Source organism: Corynebacterium sp. Marseille-Q2823, assembly GCF_903645345.1.
Classification (GTDB): Bacteria; Actinomycetota; Actinomycetes; order Mycobacteriales; family Mycobacteriaceae; genus Corynebacterium; species Corynebacterium hiratae.
This window is the reverse complement of the sequence record NZ_CAHJXS010000002.1, coordinates 278,838-302,116: the sequence shown is the minus strand read 5'-3', so window position 1 is coordinate 302,116 and position 23,279 is coordinate 278,838. Positions and strand designations below refer to the sequence as shown.

22 protein-coding genes are annotated in these 23,279 nt (G+C 60.2%); 15 read left to right on the top strand and 7 right to left on the bottom strand.

Features of this window, described 5'->3' with window-relative positions; all coding sequences use genetic code 11:
* Position 1 precedes the first annotated feature (1 nt).
* Positions 2-913, top strand: coding sequence for a tyrosine recombinase XerC (locus HWX44_RS03360; protein WP_049155390.1), 912 nt, complete (start codon positions 2-4; stop codon positions 911-913).
* On the opposite strand, the gene HWX44_RS03355 is transcribed toward HWX44_RS03360, so the two are convergent.
* Positions 876-1,382 carry a M23 family metallopeptidase gene (locus tag HWX44_RS03355; RefSeq protein ID WP_049155391.1) on the bottom strand — a complete coding sequence of 169 codons (507 nt, stop codon included), beginning with the start codon at positions 1,380-1,382 and terminating at the stop codon, positions 876-878. The genes HWX44_RS03360 and HWX44_RS03355 overlap by 38 nt on opposite strands.
* A gap of 394 nt (positions 1,383-1,776) precedes the next feature.
* Between HWX44_RS03355 and rpsB the strand changes: the two genes are divergently transcribed.
* The 5 genes from rpsB to HWX44_RS03330 all read left to right on the top strand — a co-directional run bounded on the left by rpsB (position 1,777) and on the right by HWX44_RS03330 (position 6,259).
* Complete coding sequence (gene rpsB / locus HWX44_RS03350; RefSeq protein ID WP_175973175.1) at positions 1,777-2,598, top strand: 30S ribosomal protein S2; 822 nt, start codon at positions 1,777-1,779, stop codon at positions 2,596-2,598.
* Positions 2,599-2,845: 247 nt separating this feature from the next.
* On the top strand, positions 2,846-3,658 hold the full coding sequence (tsf, locus tag HWX44_RS03345) for a translation elongation factor Ts (protein ID WP_046648053.1): 813 nt from the start codon (positions 2,846-2,848) through the stop codon (positions 3,656-3,658).
* Positions 3,659-3,906: 248 nt separating this feature from the next.
* Positions 3,907-4,644 carry a UMP kinase gene (gene pyrH, locus HWX44_RS03340; RefSeq protein WP_175973264.1) on the top strand — a complete coding sequence of 246 codons (738 nt, stop codon included), beginning with the start codon at positions 3,907-3,909 and terminating at the stop codon, positions 4,642-4,644.
* 70 nt (positions 4,645-4,714) lie between these two features.
* Positions 4,715-5,272, top strand: a complete 558-nt coding sequence (frr, locus tag HWX44_RS03335) for a ribosome recycling factor (RefSeq protein WP_046648055.1) — start codon at positions 4,715-4,717, stop codon at positions 5,270-5,272.
* A gap of 132 nt (positions 5,273-5,404) precedes the next feature.
* Positions 5,405-6,259: a phosphatidate cytidylyltransferase gene (locus HWX44_RS03330; protein ID WP_175973262.1), complete on the top strand. Its 855-nt coding sequence runs from the start codon at positions 5,405-5,407 to the stop codon at positions 6,257-6,259.
* Positions 6,260-6,262: 3 nt separating this feature from the next.
* Here HWX44_RS03330 and HWX44_RS03325 read toward each other — a convergent pair whose 3' ends face one another.
* The gene (locus HWX44_RS03325) at positions 6,263-6,667 is read right to left on the bottom strand and encodes a LapA family protein (protein ID WP_175973173.1); all 405 of its coding nucleotides are present in this window, start codon (positions 6,665-6,667) and stop codon (positions 6,263-6,265) included.
* A 93-nt stretch (positions 6,668-6,760) separates the two neighbouring features.
* Here HWX44_RS03325 and rlmN point away from each other — a divergent pair, with 93 nt between their 5' ends.
* The 3 genes from rlmN to HWX44_RS03310 all read left to right on the top strand — a co-directional run bounded on the left by rlmN (position 6,761) and on the right by HWX44_RS03310 (position 10,345).
* Positions 6,761-7,867, top strand: coding sequence for a 23S rRNA (adenine(2503)-C(2))-methyltransferase RlmN (rlmN, locus tag HWX44_RS03320; RefSeq protein WP_254868093.1), 1,107 nt, complete (start codon positions 6,761-6,763; stop codon positions 7,865-7,867).
* A 70-nt stretch (positions 7,868-7,937) separates the two neighbouring features.
* Positions 7,938-8,759: an ABC transporter ATP-binding protein gene (locus HWX44_RS03315; RefSeq protein ID WP_102234605.1), complete on the top strand. Its 822-nt coding sequence runs from the start codon at positions 7,938-7,940 to the stop codon at positions 8,757-8,759.
* Positions 8,756-10,345, top strand: coding sequence for an ABC transporter permease (locus HWX44_RS03310; RefSeq protein WP_175973169.1), 1,590 nt, complete (start codon positions 8,756-8,758; stop codon positions 10,343-10,345). Before HWX44_RS03315 ends, HWX44_RS03310 begins: the two co-directional genes overlap by 4 nt.
* Before the next feature lie 84 nt (positions 10,346-10,429).
* Here the strand turns inward: HWX44_RS03310 and HWX44_RS03305 are convergent, their stop codons facing one another.
* Positions 10,430-10,879 carry a DUF2631 domain-containing protein gene (locus HWX44_RS03305; RefSeq protein WP_046648059.1) on the bottom strand — a complete coding sequence of 150 codons (450 nt, stop codon included), beginning with the start codon at positions 10,877-10,879 and terminating at the stop codon, positions 10,430-10,432.
* 154 nt (positions 10,880-11,033) lie between these two features.
* Here HWX44_RS03305 and dxr point away from each other — a divergent pair, with 154 nt between their 5' ends.
* The 5 genes from dxr (at position 11,034) to map (ending at position 17,526) form a co-directional block, all read left to right on the top strand.
* Entirely contained in the window at positions 11,034-12,224 is a 1,191-nt protein-coding gene (gene dxr / locus HWX44_RS03300) for a 1-deoxy-D-xylulose-5-phosphate reductoisomerase (RefSeq protein WP_175973167.1), read from the top strand.
* A 15-nt stretch (positions 12,225-12,239) separates the two neighbouring features.
* Complete coding sequence (locus tag HWX44_RS03295) at positions 12,240-13,448, top strand: M50 family metallopeptidase (RefSeq protein WP_175973165.1); 1,209 nt, start codon at positions 12,240-12,242, stop codon at positions 13,446-13,448.
* Positions 13,449-13,512: 64 nt separating this feature from the next.
* Positions 13,513-14,676 (top strand): flavodoxin-dependent (E)-4-hydroxy-3-methylbut-2-enyl-diphosphate synthase, encoded by a 1,164-nt coding sequence (gene ispG, locus HWX44_RS03290; RefSeq protein WP_070445607.1) that lies wholly within the window; start codon positions 13,513-13,515, stop codon positions 14,674-14,676.
* A 57-nt stretch (positions 14,677-14,733) separates the two neighbouring features.
* On the top strand, positions 14,734-16,584 hold the full coding sequence (locus tag HWX44_RS03285; RefSeq protein WP_175973163.1) for a penicillin-binding transpeptidase domain-containing protein: 1,851 nt from the start codon (positions 14,734-14,736) through the stop codon (positions 16,582-16,584).
* 69 nt (positions 16,585-16,653) lie between these two features.
* Positions 16,654-17,526 (top strand): type I methionyl aminopeptidase, encoded by an 873-nt coding sequence (map, locus tag HWX44_RS13545; protein WP_254868091.1) that lies wholly within the window; start codon positions 16,654-16,656, stop codon positions 17,524-17,526.
* Positions 17,527-17,758: 232 nt separating this feature from the next.
* On the opposite strand, the gene HWX44_RS03275 is transcribed toward map, so the two are convergent.
* The 4 genes from HWX44_RS03275 to HWX44_RS03260 form a co-directional block, all read right to left on the bottom strand.
* Positions 17,759-18,160 (bottom strand): hypothetical protein, encoded by a 402-nt coding sequence (locus tag HWX44_RS03275; protein ID WP_070515645.1) that lies wholly within the window; start codon positions 18,158-18,160, stop codon positions 17,759-17,761.
* A 35-nt stretch (positions 18,161-18,195) separates the two neighbouring features.
* Positions 18,196-18,612: a hypothetical protein gene (locus HWX44_RS03270; RefSeq protein ID WP_049155406.1), complete on the bottom strand. Its 417-nt coding sequence runs from the start codon at positions 18,610-18,612 to the stop codon at positions 18,196-18,198.
* A gap of 341 nt (positions 18,613-18,953) precedes the next feature.
* Complete coding sequence (gene mtr, locus HWX44_RS03265) at positions 18,954-20,339, bottom strand: mycothione reductase (RefSeq protein WP_049155408.1); 1,386 nt, start codon at positions 20,337-20,339, stop codon at positions 18,954-18,956.
* Between the two features lie 56 nt (positions 20,340-20,395).
* Positions 20,396-21,409 carry an alpha/beta hydrolase gene (locus HWX44_RS03260; protein WP_175973161.1) on the bottom strand — a complete coding sequence of 338 codons (1,014 nt, stop codon included), beginning with the start codon at positions 21,407-21,409 and terminating at the stop codon, positions 20,396-20,398.
* A gap of 300 nt (positions 21,410-21,709) precedes the next feature.
* Between HWX44_RS03260 and mqo the strand changes: the two genes are divergently transcribed.
* Positions 21,710-23,212 carry a malate dehydrogenase (quinone) gene (mqo, locus tag HWX44_RS03255; RefSeq protein ID WP_175973159.1) on the top strand — a complete coding sequence of 501 codons (1,503 nt, stop codon included), beginning with the start codon at positions 21,710-21,712 and terminating at the stop codon, positions 23,210-23,212.
* The last annotated feature ends 67 nt before the right edge of the window (positions 23,213-23,279 follow it).

Here is a 23,279-nt window from a genome sequence, read left to right as displayed (position 1 = left end):
CATGAGTGGAGCATGTGGTAACAGTGAGCGGCGCGTGGGTGGCCAGCTGGAGGAAGCGATCGAGGACTTTGCGGATTATCAGCGCATTGTCCGCGGTCGCTCCGAGGCGACCGTCCGTGGCTACTGTTCAGACCTGCGCCTGCTGGCTGCCGACGTCCCGAGTTTCTCGTCATTTACTCTGAACGCCCTTCGCGCATGGCTGGCGGGTGCCGTCGATGAGGGAAAATCTCGCTCCACGCTGGCGCGGCGTACCGCAGCGGTGCGCGCCTTTTCCACGTGGGCCGCGCGTGAGGGGCACCTCGAGACTGATGTCGCCCAGCGCCTGGCTACGCCCAAGGTGGGCAAGCATCTGCCCACTGTGATGTCGCCCGCCGCCGCCGGGGAGCTGATGGGCAATGCCGTTTCCGCCGATGAGATCCATTTCCTGCGTGATAGCGCCATGCTCGAGTTTCTCTATGCCACCGGTGCGCGTGTAGCCGAATTGGTGAGCCTGGACATCGGGGATGTGGATCTTTCCCGCCGCACCGCGCGCGTGACCGGTAAGGGCAATAAGCAGCGCGTCGTTCCCTTCGGGGACGCGGCCCACGACGCGCTGCGCGCCTGGCTGAAGACGGGGCGCCCCGAGCTCGCCGGTGAAACAGAAGCGGTCTTCGTGGGCACGCGCGGACGCCGAATCGATGCGCGCCAGGTCCGCCGCGTCGTCGAACGCGCCGCACAAGTCACGGGCGCGCCGGGGCTCACCCCGCACGGCCTACGCCACTCCGCGGCTACGCATCTGCTCGAGGGCGGGGCCGATTTACGCATCGTGCAAGAGTTGCTCGGCCATTCTTCTCTGCAGACCACGCAGGTCTATACGCACGTTTCTGCCCAGCGCCTTAAGGACGTCTACGCTCGCTCCCACCCGCGGGCTTGAGTCGAATGACGGGCTCGCCGAGGAGATCCAGCGGGTTGATGTAGTCCTCGCGACCTTTAATTGCACCCCAATGGAGTCCCGGATAGCCATCCACGGACGGCGCGAGCGTGCCGATCACGTCTCCTTCCTGCACTCGGTCACCTTTCTTAACCCGCGCGAACACTGGTTGATAAGTGGTGCGTAGGCCGTTGCCATGAGCAATCGAAAGGGCTGGCTTACCCGCTATGGAGCCTGCGAAGTACACAACGCCGTCGCCAGCGGCACGCACCTTACCGCCGACAGGTAGATCCAGATCGACACCGCGGTGCCCGGCCATCCACCGCTTCTCAGGAGGTTCGAAGCCGCGCAAGACACGCGAAACAACCGGCTCCCCAGTGGTGGGGTCGACGAAGGCGGCGGCGAGGGGGACGTCGGCAAGCGCGGCCCAAACGCATAGCAGGGCAGATAAACAAAGTAGACGGTGACGCATGACCTCAAGCCTGCGCGTGAGCGCGGCTCGAGGGAAGAGCGTGCGGTCGACCTGTGGATAACTCGTTACAGAAGTAACCCATGGTGCGCTAGGGAAAAGTTCGTTAAGCCTGTCAACAATCCAGCGGAGGTGATTCGGTCGCGTCGTTTGGAATCACCGTGTGTGCAGTACTAAGCTAGCCCACAGCAGTCTGTGCTCGGCACCGAGTGGTTACCACATGGACTGACTACGCGCGGCGAAGTAGTCGCTTCCTGGGTTAAGGAAGAGACAGTCCGTGGTTGACGTGGTCCCCAGGATAATGGGGTGTTAACCAGGGCCTTCGTTGCTAGGGTGCGGAATAAAACACCGCACAATCTTTGCAAAACCGAAACAACATATAGAAAGCGAGCGAAACATGGCAGTCGTAACCATGCGCGAGCTCCTCGACGCTGGTGTCCACTTCGGTCACCAGACCCGTCGCTGGAACCCGAAGATGAAGCGCTTCATCTTCACCGACCGTAACGGCATCTACATCATCGACCTGCAGCAGACGCTGACCTACATCGATGAGGCCTTCGAGTTCGTGAAGGAGACCGTCGCACACGGCGGCACCATCCTCTTCGTTGGTACCAAGAAGCAGGCTCAGGAAGCCGTTGCTGAAGAAGCTTCCCGCGTTGGTATGCCGTACGTGAACCACCGCTGGCTCGGTGGCATGCTCACCAACTTCCAGACCGTCTCCAAGCGCCTGAAGCGCATGAAGGAGCTGCAGGCTATGGATGCGGCTGAGGACGGCTACAAGGGCCGCACCAAGAAGGAAGTTCTGATGCTGACCCGCGAGCGCACCAAGCTGGAGCGCGTCCTGGGCGGTATCTCCGATATGACCAAGGCTCCGTCCGCACTGTGGATCGTTGACACCAACAAGGAGCACATCGCGGTCAAGGAAGCTCAGAAGCTTAACATCCCGGTTGTTGCCATCCTGGACACCAACTGCGACCCGGATGAGGTCGACTTCCCGATTCCGGGTAACGACGACGCTATCCGCGCCACCAAGCTGCTCTCCGGCATCATCGCCACCGCTGTGGATGAGGGCAAGAAGGCTCGCGAGGAGCGCCAGCTTGCACAGGCCAAGGAGGCCGCCGGCGACACCGCTGAGAAGGACGCCCGCGACGCCGCTGAGGCTGCGTCTGACCCGGCTTCCGCTGAGAAGTCCGAGGACGCCGAGAAGTCCGCAGAGTAATCTGCATACCTGAAGCCCCCGTACCGCGCGGCGCCTACTGTCCGCGGAGATGGGGGCTTTTTCTCACGTGTTTTCCGAAGCTTGTAAAGGCGCGTGACACACCACAGGGGTGAAACACCACGCAGAGGGTTTCCTCCGTTGGGGGAGTGGGAGAAAGCTAACACCCCCTCAACGCGACGTGGTGGTAGCGATTCAGCTACGCTGTTTCAACGAATACCGTTTAAATCCAAGGAGGATCGCTCCAACTATGGCGAACTACACTGCTGCAGACGTAAAGGCATTGCGTGAGGCCACCGGCGCCGGCATGCTCGATTGCAAGAAGGCTCTCGACGAGTCCCAGGGTGACTACGACAAGGCCGTTGAGTACCTGCGCATCAAGGGCGCAAAGAACGTGTCCAAGCGCGCTGAGCGTGAGGCAACTGAGGGTCTGATTGCTGTCTCCGGCAACACGATGGTGGAGATCAACTGCGAGACCGACTTCGTGGCCAAGAACGAGGCTTTCAAGTCCTTCGCTGCCAAGATCGCTGAGGCTGCTGGTGAGGCCAAGGTCAACTCCGGTGAGGAACTCAACAACCTGGAGATTGACGGCAAGAAGGTTTCCGAGGTCGTCGACGAAGAGTCCGCAAAGACCGGCGAGAAGCTGCAGGCCCGCCGTGCCGTCACCATTGAGGGTGACAACGTAGCTGTGTACCTGCACCAGCGTTCCGCTGACCTGCCGCCGGCAGTGGGTGTCCTGGTGTCCTACGAGGGCAACGCAGAAGGCGCTCACGCAGTCGCTCTCCAGATCGCAGCTATGAACGCTGAGTACCTCACCCGCGAGGACGTTCCGGCTGAGATCGTTGAGAAGGAGCGCGAGATCGCTGAGGCCACCACCCGCGAGGAGGGCAAGCCGGAGGCTGCCCTGCCGAAGATTGTGGAAGGCCGCCTGAACGGCTTCTACAAGTCTGTGGTCCTGCTGGAGCAGGCAGCACTGTCTGACTCCAAGAAGACCGTTAAGCAGGTCGCAGACGAGGCTGGCACCACCATTACCGGTTTCGTCCGTTACGAGGTCGGCGTCTAAGCGCTTCTGAAGCTTTCGCAGTCATGGCCGCATGTCGTGCGGCGGCTGCCTTCCGTTCCCTCCTCCACTCCTTTTCCCTACGCCGTGTGGCCAAAGGAAAGAAGTGGGGGAGGGAGTTCACTGTTTTAGCCTGCCCCTGAGGGTGGGGCTCGCACGCAGCTGAGTATTAGCAAGCGGCTTCCTATGGTTAAGATGGAACAGAATTATTCAAGCGCTTAACTGAAGCGTCGCCATGCGTGAAGGAGACGATGAAGACCGTGACCAACCCTGAACCGAAGCAAACCGGATACAAGCGAGTCATGCTCAAGCTGGGCGGTGAGATGTTCGGCGGTGGCAAGGTCGGCATCGACCCTGATGTGGTAGAAAACGTCGCCCGCCAAATTGCCGAGGTGGCGCAGCAGGGTACCGAAATCGCCGTCGTTATCGGCGGCGGTAACTTCTTCCGCGGCGCCGAACTTTCCCAGCGCGGCATGGACCGCGCGCGCTCCGACTACATGGGCATGCTCGGCACCGTCATGAACTCCCTGGCGCTGCAGGACTTTCTCAAACAGCAGGGCATCGACTGCCGCGTGCAGACCTCCATCAACATGGCCCAGATCGCTGAGCCCTACCTCCCGCTGCGTGCCGACCGCCACTTGGAAAAGGGCCGCGTCGTCATCTTCGGCGCCGGAATGGGCATGCCGTACTTCTCCACCGATACCACTGCGGCGCAGCGAGCCCTAGAGATCGGCGCGGAAGTCCTCTTCTTGGCCAAGGCAGTCGACGGCGTCTATTCGGCCGACCCCCGGACCAACCCGGATGCCGAACTGTATTCCGAAATCACCCCGCGTGAGGTTATTGAGAAGGGTCTGAAGGTGGCCGATGCTACCGCGTTCAGCCTCTGCATGGACAACAATATGCCGATTTTGGTCTTCAACCTCCTCACCGAGGGCAACATCAAGCGTGCCGTCAACGGCGAGAAGATCGGCACGCTGGTTCAGTCCTAGTACAAATGGGCTGCGACCTGCTAAATTCTTTCCCAGAACTTTTGACTATTTCAAGGGAGTTGTAACCCTCATGATCGACGAGATCCAGCTCGAAGCTGAAGAGCACATGACCGCTTCGGTAGAGCACACCCGTGAGCAGCTGCTCACCATCCGCACCGGCCGCGCCAACCCGTCCATGTTTAACGGCTTGGTCGCTGAGTACTACGGGGTTCCGACCCCTATTACCCAGATGGCCACCATCTCGGTCCCTGAGCCGCGCATGCTGCTCATCAAGCCTTATGAACAGTCCGTGATGAATGAGATTGAGAACGCGATTCGCAACTCGGATCTGGGCGTGAACCCGACGAACGACGGTCAGGTACTGCGCGTGACCATCCCGCAGCTGACCGAGGAGCGCCGCCGTGACATGGTCAAGATGGCCAAGAGCAAGGGCGAGGACGGCAAAATTGCTATCCGCAACATCCGCCGCCGTGCCATGGAGCAGCTGAAGAAGCTGCAGAAGGATGGCGACGCGGGTGAGGACGAGGTTATCGCCGCCGAGAAGGAGATGGAAAAGATTACGTCCGGCTACATCGAGCAGGTGGACCAGCTCGTAGCCAACAAGGAAGAAGAGCTCATGGAGGTCTAGCCTCCGCGCTCACAGAGTTTTGACTTGCCGCCGCGCCAGGCACCGACCAGCACGGCGGTCTTTTCTGTGTAGACCTTGACTTACCCCACGATTGAATGAGGAGCACGCGTGAGCACTGAGCACTCGAGTCGAATGCCCAAACCCAAAAACTCCGCGGGTCGAGACATGCCCGCGGCGATTGCCGTTGGCGTTGGTTTGGGCGCGCTCGTTGTCTTTGCGGTGTGGGCCGGGCCCCTTGTGTGGTACCTCGTCGTAGCCACAGCGCTGGGCCTAGCCATGTGGGAGGTCCTTACCAGGCTGCGGGAGCACTCCTACTACGTCCCGCGGACATTGCTCATCGTCTTGGGACAAGCCATGGTGTGGGTCTCGTGGTTCCTCAATGCTTCTGGCCTCGTCGCGGTTTATGTGGTTGCGGTTTTGGCGCTGATGTTCGGCCGCCTCTTCCACAACGGTAGACACCGACCCCCGATTAACTACCTGCGCGATATGTCCGTGGGTATCTTCGTGCTGACCTGGATCCCACTATTTGGCACCTTTGCCGCGATGCTCTCGCGGGTGGAGACCCCCTTCGCCTCGGGGGCGGCGTCGATTGTCGTGTTTATGCTCTGCGTCGTCGCCTCAGACACCGGTGGTTTCATCGCCGGCGTAATGTTTGGCTCGCACCCCATGGCCCCCGCGGTGAGCCCCAAGAAGTCGTGGGAGGGCTTTGCCGGCTCGGTAGTTTTCGGCACCCTGACCGGTGCATTGAGTTTCGCGTTCCTGCTGCACCACACTCCATGGGTGGGCGCGCTCATGGGCCTCGGGCTCGTTTTCTGCGCCACCCTCGGTGACTTGGTGGAGTCTCAGTTTAAGCGGGAATTGGGCATCAAGGATATGTCTGCCTTGCTGCCCGGTCACGGCGGCATCATGGACCGCCTGGATGGCATGCTGCCATCCGCGATGGTCACGTGGGTGGCAATGAGCTTCCTGACCACCCTGGCGCCGTAGGTCTTAGCGGCGCGCTTGCTTGCGTACCTGGCGGCGCAACTCGAACATGCGCCAGCCGCCCACCAGGGCCATAATGAGCGCGCCGGCAATGGCGCAGATGAGGTAAGTGACACCGGCGGGGAACTGCACTGACCAGTTAAGGAAGTTCAGCGGTACTTGGTGCTGGTTCTGCAGGATGAAGATGATAAGGACGATGAGCAGCAGGAAGCCCACGATGAGGGCAATCCACGTGCTGGCAGCGAAGGAGCCCTTGACCTTTCCATCATTTTTATTGTCATAGTCGGTTGCGCGCGGAGCCGGCTCCACCGCACCGCCACCGGAAGTGGTTTCCGCAGACAGGTCGGTCAGCGGCTCGTCGGCCGGAACGGTGGTGCGGAATTCCTCAGGGGAGTTTTCTGGATTCGTCATGCATCTATTAAATAGGTTGAGATGTCACTTTCGCCACTCCAGCAGAGCCTAGATTGGATAATGTGGCTGAAAACGTGGAAAATGGGCTCTACCATGGCTGAACCACTGAAACTGAATTTCTCCGCTCCGCGCCGCGGGCTACCCCCGAAGCACTTCGCGGACCTGACCGAGGCCGAGCGCATTGAGGCGCTCGCGGAACTTGGCCTGCCTAAGTTCCGGGCAAAGCAGCTGGCCAAGCACTACTACGTCCACCACACTGCCGATGTTTCGGAGATGACGGATATCCCGGCTTCCTCCCGTGAGGCAGTCCAGGAGCGTTTGTTCCCCACGCTCATGCAACCCATCCGGCAGACTTCCACCGACGACGGCGAGACCACCAAGTCCCTGTGGCGTTTGCACGACGGCACACTGCTGGAGTCCGTGCTCATGCGCTACCCAGGGCGCGCCACCCTGTGTATCTCCTCCCAGGCCGGGTGCGGCATGGCCTGTCCGTTCTGCGCCACCGGCCAGGGCGGGTTGGACCGCAACCTGTCCACCGCGGAAATCGTGGAGCAGTTTAGGCACGCCGCCCGCCTTATGGAAGAGGAAGGCGGGCGCTTGAGCAACGTTGTTTTCATGGGCATGGGTGAGCCGCTGGCTAACTACAAGCGCGTGGTCCATGCGGTGCGCCAGATTACCGGCTCTGACCTCACAGGTTTCGGCCTTTCCCAGCGCAATGTCACGGTATCGACGGTCGGCTTGGCCCCGGCCATCCGCAAACTCGCAGATGAAGATTTGTCCTGCACCCTCGCCGTCTCCTTGCACACCCCGGACGATGAACTGCGCGATACCCTCGTGCCGGTTAATAACCGCTGGCCGGTTGAGGAGGTTCTCGATGCCGCCAAGTATTACGCCGATAAGTCGGGCCGCCGCGTTTCCATCGAGTACGCGCTGATCCGCGATAAGAATGATCAGGATTTCCGCGCCGACATGCTGGGCCGGAAGCTGCATGCGGCACTGGGCTCTAAGGTTCACGTCAACGTCATTCCGCTCAACCCCACACCGGGTTCGGAGTGGGACGCTGCCCCGAAGGCGCGCCAGGACGAGTTCGTTCGCCGCGTCATCGCGCAGGGCGTGCCGTGTACCGTGCGTGATACCAAGGGCGATGAAATCGCTGCGGCTTGTGGCCAGCTCGCCGCTGATGAGCGCGAGACCGCTTAAGGGCTCTGCTTACAGTTTCCTAACGATAGTTTTTCGGAGAACAAAGCATTAATGGTTCTTGATACCGTTAATGCTTATGACTCATCCTTATCGTGCGGACTTAGCCGCTGATCCGCGCACCCAAGCTCTGGCGGTGCGCGATCTGCGCAAGTCCTTTGGTTCTCAGATCGCTGTCAATAGCCTCAACCTGGATGTTCCACGCGGATCCATCTACGGGATAGTGGGGCCCAACGGTGCGGGCAAGACCACGATGCTGACCATGGCCTGTGGCCTCCAGCGTCCCGATTCAGGCTCCAGCTTCATCGCTGGTCACAATGTGTGGGAGGAGCCCATTCCCGCCAAGCGGGCCATGGGTCTGCTCATGGATGGTGCGCCGGTCTTTGACCGCCTCACGGGCGCTGAGTATCTCCACTACCTCGGTGCTTTGCACAAGCTGGAACGCGCCGAGTCGCTGCGCCGTGCCCAGGAACTTCTCGACGCCCTCTCCCTCTCCGATGCCGCCGACAAACGCATCTCGGATTATTCCGCCGGCATGACCAAAAAGATCCTCTTGGCCGGCGCCGTCCTGCACAACCCAGAGGTGCTCATCCTCGATGAGCCGCTGGAAGCCGTGGATCCGGTCTCCGGGCGCCTCATCCAGCAGATGCTGCGCGCCTATGCTGCGCGTGGCGGCACGGTTATTTTGTCTTCGCACGTCATGGAGCTTGTTGAGGGGCTATGTGACCACGTTGCCATCATCAACGGCGGCCAAGTCATCACCGCAGGCCACGTTGAGGATGTCCGGCAGGGCCAAAGCCTGAGCGATCTGTTCATCGCGGCCGTTGGGGGACGGGATCTGGACGTCTCGAAGTTTGGGTGGCTGCGCTCGCCAGCGGCAGGTGAGCGCGAATGACATCCACTCTGTTCAGGCTTCACCGCACCCTGTGGTGGCGCAGTGTCGCCTCCAACCCGGCGACGCTCATCATGGGGCTGATGATGCTTCTCTACGGGGCTATCGGTCTCGTTTCGCTCGCCTTCATGGTGTATACCGATATCACCACCCCGGGCCACGGTTACCAAGCGCTGACCGTCGGGGTGGCAGGCGGCATGCTCATCTACGTTCTCCTGGCTCTCTTTATGCCGGCGGGGGAGAACCAACTGAGCCCAACAACCCTGGGAGCGCTTCCGCTCACTCCCCGCGAAGTCCTTCCGGGCCTCTTCCTTTCCAGCTTGCTGACCACCCGCGCCATCATGTCGGTTGTCTTTTCCCTGGTATATGCGATCATCGGCAGCATTTTCCTCATCCTGACAGGAACAGGATGGGCCGCAGTGCCCTTCGTCGTCGGCATGGTTCTCTCGTGTGCGACGACCATCATCTTCGGCGAATGCCTTGGCCAAGTGGCTTCCGCCATCGCGGATTCCCAGAAATCCCGCACCCAAATCGCGGCGATGGTGGTCATGGGCTTGCTGGTCTTTGGCATGCTGCAGGCGCAGAGCGTCCTGGAGTCTTTGCCGCCGTTAAACACGGTGGGCACTGCCAGCGCTTGGACCCCGTTTGGTGCAGGGGTGGGGTGGGCGCTCGCGCTTGCCGACGGCCACTTCCTCACCGCCCTAGCCCAACTGCTCATCGCGGTGGCCAGCCTTGGCCTGTTGGTATGGGGGTGGTCCCGTCAGATAACCGGCCTTATGCGCAATCCGGGAGCGGGTGGTGACGCAGCCAGCGAGGTGACGGGCAAGGGAGTATCCAAGTTGGAGTTGGGCGCGTGGTCTTATTCCAGCCCGGCGGCGATGGAATACTCTCGCGCGTTGCGTTATCTCACCCGTGACAAGCGGCAAACAGGCATGCTGTACATGATGCCTCTGTTCGGCGTGGTGACGCTCTATCAGCTGTGGAAGGGCGAGGACTTCGCTGCCTATTTCATGCTGTGCTTCAGCGCAATCGTGCTCTCTTCGCTCTTGGCTAATGATTATGGCTTCGATGGGCCATCGAACTGGGTCCACATGGTGGCGCCGGTTGCCCCGCGCACCATACTTCATGCGCGCCACCTCGCACACGTGACTATTCCTTTGATTGGGTTTGTTCTGCTTGCCGTAGTGGTTCTTGTCTTTGGTGATGACGGCACCTTGGGCATGGTGAGCACAGCTGTGGCCCTAGGAGTGTTTATCTCCACGGCGGCGGTGGGCTTGGGGTTGACGGTGCTCAATCCTTATCCTTTGTCCGCCCCTGGGCAGCACCGGTGGAATGATAAATCTGGCTATTCCGCTGGTGCTTTTCTCACTGCGTTCGTCGGCATGCTGTTGGTGTGGGTGCCCGCGCTGCCCGGCATCGTGGTTTCTGCCTTCGTTTACGAGCGAGGAGGCTGGCTGCTTTACGTTGCGGTGATGGTTTCGCTGCTGGTCCCGGCGCTGGTTTACGCCGTTGTCTGGCGCTTTGCCGGAAACAGAGCGCAGGAGCGAACCCCGGAAATCTACGCGGTGGTCAACCGTTACGTGACCTAGGAGTGAAAGAGATAAAACAAAGCTCCCTTTTAGCAGGCCATTCGTGAACTGCAGAAAGGGAGCTTTATTTAAAGCGAAGAAGCGTTAGTTAGCCACCGGCTTGGCAGCGTGGCGGCCTTCGGTCACACCACGAAGGTGGGCAACGCGAGAAGGCTCGATGTTGAGGGCACGCAGCTCATCATCAGTCAGAGAAGCGTAGACGTTGTGAACGGTCTTCTGCTCGTATGCCCAGTCCGGCTCCTCGTGGCCTACCGGCTTGTTACGGGCGGTCAGGGTGCGCACCTGGGAGAGCTTCGGCTGCAGAGCGTAAATCACCAAACCGAGGGCGATAAGGACTGCCAGGGTGATGAGCCAAATCGTCTCCACGTGGCCCTTGTGGTTACCAAAGTTATAAGCAAGCAGGAACACGACGGACGTCCAACCGGCGATCTGTACGCCCGAGCGGCTGATGCGGGACCAACCGAAACCTGCGGACGGGACGTCATCGGTGGATACGCCGTCGAAAACCTGCGATGCCGGCTTGTGGGAAGACACTTGCTCTCCTTTGCGTGTACATGCAGCTCACCCTGGTTAGAACTTGTTGACTCGAGCGAGCGCACGAAAAATGCCAGTTATTCTGTGTAGTAGTTTAAATGATCCTGCCGACAACCGCGATTAAACACCCCCGCCTTTCGCTATCGGAGCGCCTATGACTCCGGCTAGGGTGAACAGGGTGAGTACCCAACGCATTCTGATTCTCGGCTCTACTGGTTCGATTGGCACCCAGGCTCTGGACGTTATCGCGGATAATCCGGATAAATTCACAGTCGTGGGTATCGCTGCCGGTGGGTCCAACCCACAGCTCGTCATAGAGCAGGCCCGCGCTCTCAACCTTTCGTTTGACCACGTGGCCGTCGCTAAGCCCGAAGCAGCCCGCACCGTTTCCGAGGCTCTCGGCGGCGCTGTGCTGTCGGGCCCAGACTCCGCAGAACAACTTGTCAAGGCCATCGATGCGGATAAGGTTCTCAACGCGCTTGTTGGATCCATGGGCTTGGCATCCACCATCGCCACCTTGGAGAAGGGCGAGCTGTTGGCGTTGGCGAACAAAGAATCTCTCGTCGCCGGCGGCTCCATCGTCACCCGCTTGGCGGGGGAGGGGCAGATTATTCCGGTGGATTCCGAGCATTCCGCCATGGCGCAGTGTCTGCGTGCGGGCAGCGGTGTGGAGCTCGGGCGCCTCGTTCTTACCGCCTCTGGTGGTCCCTTCCGCGGGTGGACCCGCGAGGAGATGTGGGATGTCACCCCGCAGCAAGCAGCGCAGCACCCGACGTGGTCGATGGGGCAGATGAACACCCTGAATTCGGCGACTTTGGTGAATAAGGGCCTTGAGCTCATCGAGGCGACCTTGCTGTTCGACATCCACCCGGACCTTATTGATGTCACCGTTCACCCCCAATCCATCGTGCACTCCATGGCCACCTTCACCGATGGCTGCACGATTGCGCAGTGTTCCCCGCCGTCGATGAAGCTGCCGATCTCCTTGGCGCTGGACTGGCCACGCCGCGTGCCGGGTGCCCAGCCGGCGTTGGATTTTTCCACCGCTCATGACTGGCGCTTCGAGCCGCTCGATGACGAAGCCTTCCCGGCCGTTCGCCTTGCCCGGGAGGTAGCCGCTGCCGGCGGCACGCATGCCGCTGTATATAACGCTGCGAACGAGGAGGCAGCAGCTGCTTTCCTGGCGGGCCGCATCCACTTCCCGGAAATTGTTGACGTTGTTAGCCACGTCGTGGGTGAGGCCTCGGAGTTCGCTGGTGTACCCTCTAGCGTCGATGATGTCCTCGCCGTGGAAGGCGAGGCCCGCCACCGCGCAAATGCGTTGGTGGATTCACTCGCTCGTTAGAAAGCCTCAGAGTTTATGGCAAATGTCCTCGGTATTATCCTCTTCGCTTTGGGGATCGGCATCACCGTTGCCCTACACGAGGCAGGCCACATGTTCACCGCCCGTGCCTTCGGTATGCGTGTGCGGCGTTACTTCATTGGCTTTGGTCCGCGCGTCGCATCCTTTACGCGCGGCCACACCGAATACGGCCTCGCAGCTCTTCCAGTGGGTGGCTTTTGCGATATCGCGGGCATGACGGCGCAGGATGAGTTCCTCACCGAGGAGGAAGAGCCCTACGCCATGTACAAGAAGCCGGCATGGCAGCGCATCATCGTGCTGGCTGGTGGAATCACGGTCAACCTGCTGTTGGGTTTCATTATCCTGCTGATCATTGCCATGACCACGGGCCTGCCCAACCCAGACGCGGATGTGCGCCCGCGCGTTGGTGAAGTGTCCTGCACGGCGAATCAGAATTCCGCTGGTGACCTCGAGCCCTGTCAAGGGAAGGGCCCGGCGGGTGAAGCGGGAGTGGAGCCAGGGGACATTGTTCTAGCGCTCAACGGTGAAACGATGGATTCCTTCGCCCAGCTTCGAGACACCGTCATGACCCACCCGGGCGAAACCGTTACCCTCACAGTGGAGCGCGATGGCGCACCACGTGATTTCGACATTCCCCTGGCCACCGTGACTCGCCTCAACGCTGAGGGGCAGCTGGTGGAGGTCGGTGCCATCGGCATGACCAACCAGATCATCGACATCGTCGAAACCTATTCCTTTATCGAAGCTTTCCCAGCGACCGCTCGGTACACGGGCTTCGTGCTGGACGCTACGGTCCAGGGAATCGCCCAGTTCCCCGCAAAGATTCCAGGTGTGGTGGCTTCCATCTTCGGGCAGGAGCGCGATGTCAACGGGCCGATGTCCGTGGTGGGTGCTTCCCGCGTAGGCGGCGAACTAGTGGAGCGCAGCTTGTGGTCTTCCTTCTTTATGATGCTGGCTACCCTCAACTTCTTCCTCGCGTTGTTCAACCTCATCCCGCTGCCACCTTTCGATGGCGGCCATATCGCCGTCATCATCTATGAGAAGATCCGCGATGCTCTGCGCCGCCTCATGGGCAAGGAGCCGAAGGGGCCGGCAGACTATACCAAGCTCATGCCAATTACCTATGTGCTGGCTTTCCTCCTCATGGCGGTGGGCGCGCTCATCATGATCGCGGATGTGGTCAACCCGATTCGGCTATTTGGCTAGTGATCCCGCTGCCCCGTCCGGTGCTAGAGTGGGGGCGTTAAACCCCAATTAGCAAGGAGCGCACATGTCGACCCCTATTGGTCTTGGAATCCCCGACGGCCCACCTCCTACCTTGGCGCCGCGCCGCAAGACGCGCCAGCTCATGGTTGGCCAGGTTGGTGTGGGCTCTGATCACCCCATTTCAGTGCAGTCGATGACCACGACGAAGACGCACGACGTCAACGCCACCCTTCAGCAGATTGCCCAGCTGACCGCCAGCGGCTGCGATATTGTTCGCGTGGCCTGCCCGAAGACGGTGGACGCGGAGGCTTTGCCGGCAATTGCGCAGAAGTCCCCGATCCCGGTGATTGCGGATATTCACTTCCAGCCCAAGTACATCTTCGCCGCCATCGATGCCGGCTGTGCCGCTGTCCGCGTCAACCCGGGCAACATCAAGGAATTCGATGGCCGCGTCAAGGAAGTTGCGAAGGCGGCGGGCGATGCTGGCATTCCGATTCGCATTGGTGTCAACGCCGGTTCTTTGGACAAGCGCATCATGGAAAAGTACGGCAAGGCCACCCCGGAGGCTCTCGTCGAGTCTGCATTGTGGGAGGCTGGCCTCTTCGAGGAGCACGGCTACGGCGATATCGCCATTTCCGTCAAGCACAATGACCCAGTCGTCATGGTGGAGGCCTACCGCCAGCTCGCCGCTCAGTGTGACTACCCGCTGCACCTCGGTGTTACCGAGGCCGGCCCCGCATTCCAGGGCACCATTAAGTCTTCCGTCGCTTTCGGCGCCCTGCTTGCCGAAGGCATCGGTGACACCATCCGCGTGTCCTTGTCCGCGGACCCGGTCGAGGAGATCAAGGTCGGCGACCAGATTCTGCAGTCCCTCAATTTGCGCCCGCGCAAGCTGGAGATTGTCTCCTGCCCGTCCTGTGGTCGCGCACAGGTGGACGTGTACAAATTGGCCAACGAGGTCACCGAGGGCCTTGACGGTATGGAATTTCCGCTGCGCGTGGCCGTCATGGGCTGCGTCGTGAACGGCCCGGGCGAGGCCCGCGATGCAGACCTCGGTGTGGCCTCCGGTAACGGCAAAGGCCAGATCTTCGTCAAGGGTGAGGTCATCAAGACCGTTCCCGAATCCAAGATCGTGGAAACGCTCATCGAAGAAGCGATGCGCCTGGCGGAGGAGCAAGGCCTCGAGGCCGTGGAAGGCGCTAAGGCTGAGGTTCGCGTTACCAAGTAGCGTTCCTGCGGTGTGGGGTGGCCGCCGCGCCGCCCCAGGCTGCTACGCTGCCCAAGCATGAAGAGGTTCGTGGCGCTGCTGGGTGCGGTAGGTTTCGCGGCGTCGTCTGTAGTGGGATGTACCCCCAAGCCGGTGTCTGCGCGCCCTGTTGCAGAAGAGTTTCTTGAGAGCATGGAAACTCGCAACAATGAAGAGTTGGTACAGCTGATCGATGACGGAACCACCGCCACGAACACCCTCGACGCCACCTTCGCCGGCCTCCAAGCAGAGGGCCTTGACGTCGAGCTGACCGGGGTAGATCAGGAAGAGGCTCAGGCCACCGCGCACTATTCAGTGACGTGGACTCTGCCGCGTAATCGTTCCCTCCGCTATGACACGTCCATGGCCTTGACTCGCAAGGACAAGGACTGGACTGTCCGCTGGCAGCCCAGCATCATTCACCCTGATCTCGGCGCGCACCAGCACCTCGAGCTGCGCTCGGTTGCACCGAAGCGCGCAGGCGTGGTCTCCTCCGATGGCGTGGAGTTGATGTCACCGGGGCTGCAATACCGCCTTGTTGTCGATACGGAGGCTGTTGATGACCCGCGCCCGCTGGCAGCTAAGGTTTCCGGCGCTTTGAGCCAGGCGCATCGGGAGGATGACTCCATTCCGGAGGTTGATTCTGGCGAACTTGCTACAAACCTCGAAGGGATCGATGGTTCCTACTCAGTCACCATGCTCAACGAGGCCCAGGCAGCGAGGCTGCGTCCCGTCTTGGAAAACCAGAAAGGGATTCGCTTCAATGAGGAGCCGGCGCTCATCACTCGCGATACCGGCCTGGCACCCGACATCCTCTCCCGTGTGCGATCCATGGTTTCAGAAGAAGTCGATGGCAAGAATGGTTGGTCCGTCTCTGTCGTGAACGAACACGGGGCTGCGCTATCCGACGTCGAGTATCACGAGCCCGAAGCGGCTCCTTCCATCAAGGTCTCGCTGGATTATGACGTTCAGCGTGCTGCGCAAGAAGCCATTAATCTACACCCCGGGTACGAGGCCATGATTGTGGCCATGCGCCCCTCCACGGGCGAAATCCTGGCCGTGGCGCAAACCCCGGAAGCGGATAAGAAGGGTGACATCGCCCTCCAAGGCCAGTTCCCTCCCGGCTCGGTCTTCAAGATTATTACGGCCTCGGCGGGCGTCGATAAGCAAGGCCTGTCCACAGATTCCATCGTGCCCTGCCCGGGCACCATGGATCTGTACGGGCGCACCGTGACCAACGACAACGGGTTCTCGCTCGGCTCGGTTCCGCTGCGCCAGGCCTTTGCACAATCCTGCAATACCACGTTCGCACAGATCTCGACCGACCTTCCCAAGGGTGAACTGCGCGACGTGGGCAAGCAATACGGGCTGGGCATCGACTACGACGTGCCGGGGCTTTCGACGATTACCGGTTCTATTCCAGAGGGCGAAACCCCGCTCGAACGCACGGAAGCCGGCTATGGCCAGGGCCTTGACCTTGTCTCTCCCTTTGGCATGGCGCTTGTTTCTTCGACGGTAGCGGCTGGCAAGACCCCGACGCCGACTCTCATCGAGACACGAGAGACCAAGGTTTCCGAGGAGGTCTCCGCGCCGAGTGAGGAGACGCTGAATCAGGTACGGGACATGATGCGTCAGGTGGTCGCGAGCGGTACTGCGGCGGGTATGCAAGCACAGGGAACCATTTATGGAAAGACCGGTGAGGCAGAAATCAACGACGGCTCGCACGCGTGGTTTACCGGTTTCCGCGATGATGACATTGCTTTTGCCACACTCGTGGTGTTGGGTGGTGGCTCGACGATTTCGGTCAACATCACTGATAACTTCCTACAGCGTTTGGACGCCCTCCGCGCGGAAGGCCACGGCGAGGTTGCACCCGCACAAGAGCAGTAGCGTGCGCCCATTAGTGCGCCACTGGTGCTCTTTGTCGGGCGCTGGGGAAGAGGGCTACCATGAGTAGTTATGACTAAGCGCGCGATGCTGAAACAGGAAAAAGATACTCCAATCCGCACGGTACCGAAGGATATTGAACGCCCAGAGTACGTGTGGAAGGACACGGTCCAGGAAGCCCAGGGCGAGCCATTTGTGCAGACTCCGGAGGTCATTGAGGCCATGCGTGAGGCCTCACGCATAGCGGCCAACGCTCTGCAGGAAGCCGGAAAGGCTGTGGCTCCCGGTGTGACCACGGATGAGATTGACCGCGTTGCGCACGAGTATATGTGCGATCACGGTGCCTACCCGTCGACGCTGGGGTACTTGGGCTTTCCGAAATCCTGCTGCGTGTCCCTCAATGAGATTGTCTGCCACGGCATCCCGGATACCACGGTGATTGAGGATGGCGACATCGTCAATATCGACGTCACTGCCTTCAAGAATGGTGTGCACGGCGATACCAACGCCACCTTCCTCGCCGGCAATGTCTCGGAGGAGCACAAGCTGTTGGTGGAGCGCACGAAGGAAGCGATGATGCGCGGCATCAAGGCGGCGAAGCCCGGCCGTGAGATTAACGTTATTGGTCGCGTTATTGAGTCTTATGCCAATCGTTTCGGCTACAACGTGGTTACCGATTTCACTGGCCACGGTGTAGGCCCCACCTTCCACAACGGCCTCGTCGTGCTGCACTACGACTCTATGACCTACCGCGACATCCTTGAGCCAGGAATGACGCTGACCATCGAGCCGATGATCAACCTGGGCTCGCTGGACTATGAGATTTGGGACAACGGCTGGACCGTCCAGAACACCGATGGCAAGTTCACCGCCCAGTTCGAGCTTTTTTTTTTCAAGCAGAAGACGGCATACGAGATCCTTACCCTGCCTGGTGAACTCGACTAGCTAAGAGGCGGTAAGGCTCGGTCTTAAGACAGTACCTCTTAAGACGCACAGAGCTGCCCTTGTTGACGAAAGTGCTCCGGATTCTTCAAAGGATCCGGAGCACTTTCGTCAGTTTGGAGGGGGTGCGTGCGCCCGTTGCGCCAGAGGTCGGAGATAGACAAAGCGCCCACCTCCGTAAAAGGAGATGGGCGCTTTCTAAGGCGCTGAGCTAATCAGCGAGTCCGCGTACTAATTAGCGGCGGAAGATCGGGTCCAGCACGTGTGCCGGGATGATGTGGTTGTACACAGCGAAGTTGTACGCAGCGAACAGGGCACCTGCAATGGCGGAGCCGATAGCAGCGTAGGTGCCCTCACGCCAAGCCTTAGCCCAGGTCGGGTTGGTGGTGCCATCAGCGGTGTTCTCGCCGAAGAGGTCGGCGCCGGCGACCTTCTTGTCACCCTCGGTAGCGTCGCCCCACTTGGAGGACAGGGTAGCGTCGCTGTCGTCCTTCTTGACCTTCTCGTTTGCGGAGGACAGCTCGGAGGAGAGGGAGGTTTCCTCGGTGTTCTCAGCAGCGAAAGCAACGGAGGTGCCAGCGAAAGCAACGGAGGCGGCGGTTGCAGCAGCAACAGCGGCGGTGCGGAAGTTACGCATGAAGTTTAAGCCTTTCGGAAAGTGTGTGGGGCGTCTTAGAAGGACGGGCCGTGGACGAAGAAGTTGTAGACCACGCCGATGAGGCCGGCGATGGAAGCGACGGCGCTAGCAACGCCTACGCCGTAGAAGGTCTTGGCCCAGGTCGGCTGGTCGCCGATGGTGGTGCACTCGCCAGCTTCGCCCTCATCGCAGTGCTCAGACTTGGAGGAACCAAAGATGGCACGGCCGTCAGCCTCGGTGCCGATGTTGTCGTCCTCGTCGACGTTGAACCAGCCGCCAACCTTGGAGGACAGGGAGCCCTCAGGCTTGTCGTAAGGCTGACCGCCCTTTGCGTCTTCGACAGCTTCGGTGGTGTTGGAGCCGTCGAAGGTGGCTGCGGTGGCAACGGTGGAGCCGCCGAAGGCAACTGCGAGAGCGGTAGCGCCGGCGAGGGCTGCATTGCGGATACGCATATCAAAATTCCTTAATGTCGTACGTGCAAGGCCTCCTGGCGGAGGAGCCTCGATTCACAGGGATAGGGATGAGTTTGGTATCCCCAAAACACACTGAGCCGACAGAGACCATCGACTCGTTCCGGTGTCTGTATAAAACCTATCCAACGGTCAGCCAAAATGCACGCTAGTTGGAGCGTTCTTTTACGCAAGCGGCAGGGGTACCCCCAAATTGGGTTAAACCCTGAAAGCTGGCTGAGTGATGTTGCGGGCGTTAAGGCGGCCTTGTAATGCCAATAGATAAATAAGGGGAAATTAGTTCAAGGGTAGTGTGAAATAAATCACTGAACGATCTGTAACGATCACTCTAGCCACTCTAGTCCCAAAACGGCATTTTCGACGACCTCCGGCAACGCCGGGTGGATCCAATACTGTGAACGGGCGAACGTGCGCATGTCGAGGCCGCAGCTCATTGCGGTGATTAACTGTTGTATGAGAGTGGAGGCTTGCGGGCCCATGAGGTGAGCGCCGAGGAGCTGACCGGTCGAGCGGTCGGCGATGAGCTTGCAGACGCCCGTTGAATCCTCCATGGCCCAGCCATAGGCGACATCGCCGAAGTTCTGTACCTTCACTGTGACGTCGTAGCCCTGCTCGCGGGCCTGGGCTTCGGTGAGGCCCACGGTCGCAATCTGCGGGTGGGTGAAGACGGCGGCGGGAACGTGCTCGTGGGGCATGGGCTGAAGATCCTCTGGGTGCAACAGATTGTGCTGCACTGCTCGCTGCTCCGCGTTGGCGACGTGCTTGAGCATGTAGGGCGAGGAGACGTCGCCCAGCGCCCACACGCCCTCACAAGTGGTGCGGCCGTACTCGTCGACCTTGATGCGTCCGTCCTCGTGCATCTCGATCCCACTGGCGGAGAGATCCATCAGGTCGCCGTTAGGCTGGCGGCCGGTGGCGACAAGGATTGCCTCTGCTTCCAGGACGTCACCGTTATCCAAGGTGAGGCGCACACCGTCTGCGGTTTCTTCCACCGCCGTGGCGCTACCGATGCGGACATCGAAACGCTCTCGCAGGATGACGTTGAAGCGTGAGCGTAGGTCTTCATCGAGGAAGCGGAGGAATGTCTCCGAGCGGTTGACCACGGTCACCTTGGTGCCCAGGCCGTCAAAGACATGGGCGAACTCCATAGCGATGTAGCCGCCGCCGACAACGATGAGGCTGCGGGGCTGTTTATCCAGGCGCATGATGTCTTCGTTGGTATGGATCGGGGCAGTTGCGCTGGCATAGGGCTCAGGTAGTACCGGGCGCGAACCGGTAGCGATGACGATGTTGTCGCCAGTGATAATGTCATCGCCCACCTGCAGGGTCTTTGGCCCGATGAACCTCGCGTGTTGGTCAAAGACCGTAATATTTGGGGTCTCCTCGCCGCGGCGGTACTCTTCGCCGCCTTGGGCGATCAGATCAATGCGGTTGTCGAAGACGCGCTTGACAATGCCCTCCCAGTCCACAGCGTCCACGTGGGCGCTGACGCCAAGGCGCGTGGCTTCACGCGCAGCAAGCGCAACGTCGGCCGCATAGACGTACATTTTTGTAGGGATGCAGCCCACGTTGAGGCAGGTACCTCCGAAGGTTCCCTTTTCAATGATGGCGATAGATTTATCGTCAAACTCGGGGGAGGGGATGGAGTTTCCCGACCCGGTGCCGATGATGACGAGATCAAAGTGCTGTGCAGAAGTCATGGCGACCATTCTAAAGGTTCTACAGCCACGGCTTCTGGAGGTCGAAGAGCGCGCAGCGCGCACACTTACTGAGCAGGCTGTTCTGCGTTTATCGGTGCAACGACGCGAAGCCACTCGGCCGCGGCATTCAGCGCGTCCTCCAACGGTTCGGGCCGAGAGAGGAAAAGGTCGTGGCGGCCATCTTTGACGACGTGGAGGGTGTAGCGCGAGCTCAGCTCCTTAGCCCAGCGCTGGCTTTGCCGGACATCGACGACGACATCGGCCGTGTTGGAGGACTCGTTATAGGGCTGATCAAGTTGCGAGCGCGCCGAGGTCATCGTCAGCAGTGGAACTCCAATGGTGATACGCCCGGAATGGATGGCGTCGAAGCCGTGGAAAACAGCAGCGACCCAGCCCAAGTATTTCGCGTGCCCGCCCAGCGGTTTCAAGCGGCGATCAAAATCCCACTCGCCCTGTTCGTGGGAATGGATGGATTCCCCGTAGGTGGTGAGATCCCCGGCGGGTAGTTCGACGCGTGGAGCGATAGCAGCGCCGGCATAAACTATGCGCTTGACCACCTCATAAGCGCCGTCCGACATTCCCATCATGGCCAGCCACGGGCTGTTGAAAACGACACCGGCGATACGGCTGAAACGCGCGGGGTCGTGGCGGCGAAGACGATCAAGCCACAGAGCGATGATGGTGCCGGCTGTGGAGTGTCCCATGATGACGACACGTGGGTTGGGGAGGGCGTCGAGGGCCGCGTTGAGGTCGGCATCGTAATACTGCACATCACTGATGTAGTGCCAGGTTTGTCCCTCCCGGCGGGAGCGACCACATTTGCGCAAATCGACTGCATAGAAGGCGTAGCCGAGCTCATAGAAGTAGCGGGCAATGTGCTCGTGGAAGAAGTAGTCTGTCATGCCGTGGACCCACACTAGAGCGGGGCGATCGTCGTGGGCGTTGGCGGCGGGGCAGTAGCGCACGAGAGTCGCGCAGACATCGCCTTCGCCATCGGGATCGGTGCCGAGCTCGAGCGTGGCAGCCTGAAAGTCTGGGCCGAGAAGATCTTCTGACCATTCGAGTTTGTCAAATGTCATGGAGTTCATGATAGGTCGTGCGGTCAGATCCGTTCGGATGGGCGGGGAGCTGAGCTGATATGCCCTGCACCTCAAAAGGGGTGGTGGTTTGGGATTCGGGCATTTATGTTTCGAGGAATGCCTATTTCGCAGGAAGGGGCGTAAGGTGGAATTAATGCTTGACGGATCTTCCTGAGTGGAGGTCTGTATGCCGGCTTGGCCTTAGCATCGTCGAGCGCTTTCTCACCGCGCCCTGCGCACCCACATGCGCAGGGCATTTGACCACATCGAATACATCGACTCTAAGAGGTAATAAGTACAGTGTCCTCCGATAAGAAGACAGCACAAGTAGTAGACGAGGTTGAGGTCGCACTCATTGGTGCAGGTATCATGAGCGCCACCCTCGGCGCCATGCTGCGTGAACTCGAGCCCAGCTGGACTCAGATGGTGTTCGAGCGCTTGGACGGTCCTGCTCTTGAGTCCTCCTCCCCGTGGAATAACGCCGGTACGGGCCACTCTGCACTGTGCGAGTTGAACTACACCCCGGAGAAGAACGGCCGCATTGACGTTTCCAAGGCCCTGAACATCAACGAGAAGTTCCAGGTTTCTCGCCAGTTCTGGTCCCACCAGCTCAACAACGGCATCCTCACTGACCCGAAGGCCTTCATCAACCCGGTTCCGCACGTGTCCTTCGCGCAGGGTTCCATTCAGGTGGATTACCTGAAGCGCCGTTTCGACGCGCTGAAGGACAATCACATGTTCCCCAACATGCAGTTCAGTGATGATGACGCCACCTTCCAGGAGAAGCTGCCCCTGATGTCTGAGGGCCGCGATTTCGGCTCCCAGAAGGTGGCCATTTCGTGGACCGATGCCGGTACTGACGTTAACTTTGGCGCCCTGGCTAAGCAGTTCTTCACCGCAGCTAAGGCTGCAGGCACCGAGATCCGCTACGGCCACGAGGTCGTCGATATTAAGCGTGACGGTTCCAAGTGGCGTGTGGTAGCAAAGAACCTGCACACCGGTGATTACGAAGCTGTCCACGCCAAGTTTGTCTTCGTCGGCGCGGGCGGTTACGCGCTCGATCTGCTGCGCAAGGCAGGTGTCCGTGAGGTCTCTGGTTTCGCGGGCTTCCCGGTCTCTGGCCTGTGGCTGCGTTCCAAGAACCCGGAGCTGGTCAAGCAGCACCACGCCAAGGTCTATGGCAAGGCTGCCGTCGGTGCTCCGCCGATGTCCGTGCCGCACCTGGACACCCGTGTCATCGACGGTGAAGAAGGCCTGCTGTTTGGCCCCTATGGTGGCTGGTCCCCGAAGTTCCTGAAGAAGGGCTCTTACCTGGATCTGTTCAAGTCCATCCGTCCGGACAACATCACCTCCTACCTGGGCGTGGCAGCACAGGAGTTTGGTCTGACCAAGTACCTGGTGACCGAGGTCCTCAAGGACTTCGACAAGCGCGTCGAAACCCTCAAGGAATACGTCCCGAGCGCCGATCCGGCCGATTGGGAGACCGTCATTGCTGGCCAGCGCGTCCAGGTCATTAAGCCGGCGGGTGCACCGCAGTTCGGCTCCTTGGAGTTCGGTACCACCCTCATCAACAACCCCGAGGGCAGCATCGCCGGCCTGCTCGGCGCTTCCCCGGGTGCCTCCATCACCCCGGCAATCATGATTGAGCTGCTGGAGCGCTGCTTCGGCGAGCACATGATTCAGTGGGGCGACAAGATCCAGGAGATGATTCCGTCCTACGGCACCAAGCTCTCCAAGGACAAGAAGCTCTACGAGGAGATGTGGGAGTACACGCAGAAGACCCTGCAGCTTGAGTCCAAGTAGTCTCGTTTCGCTTCGCAGGTAACTCTCAGTAACTGGCAGGAAGCGTCCAGCGCATCAGAACGCTTCG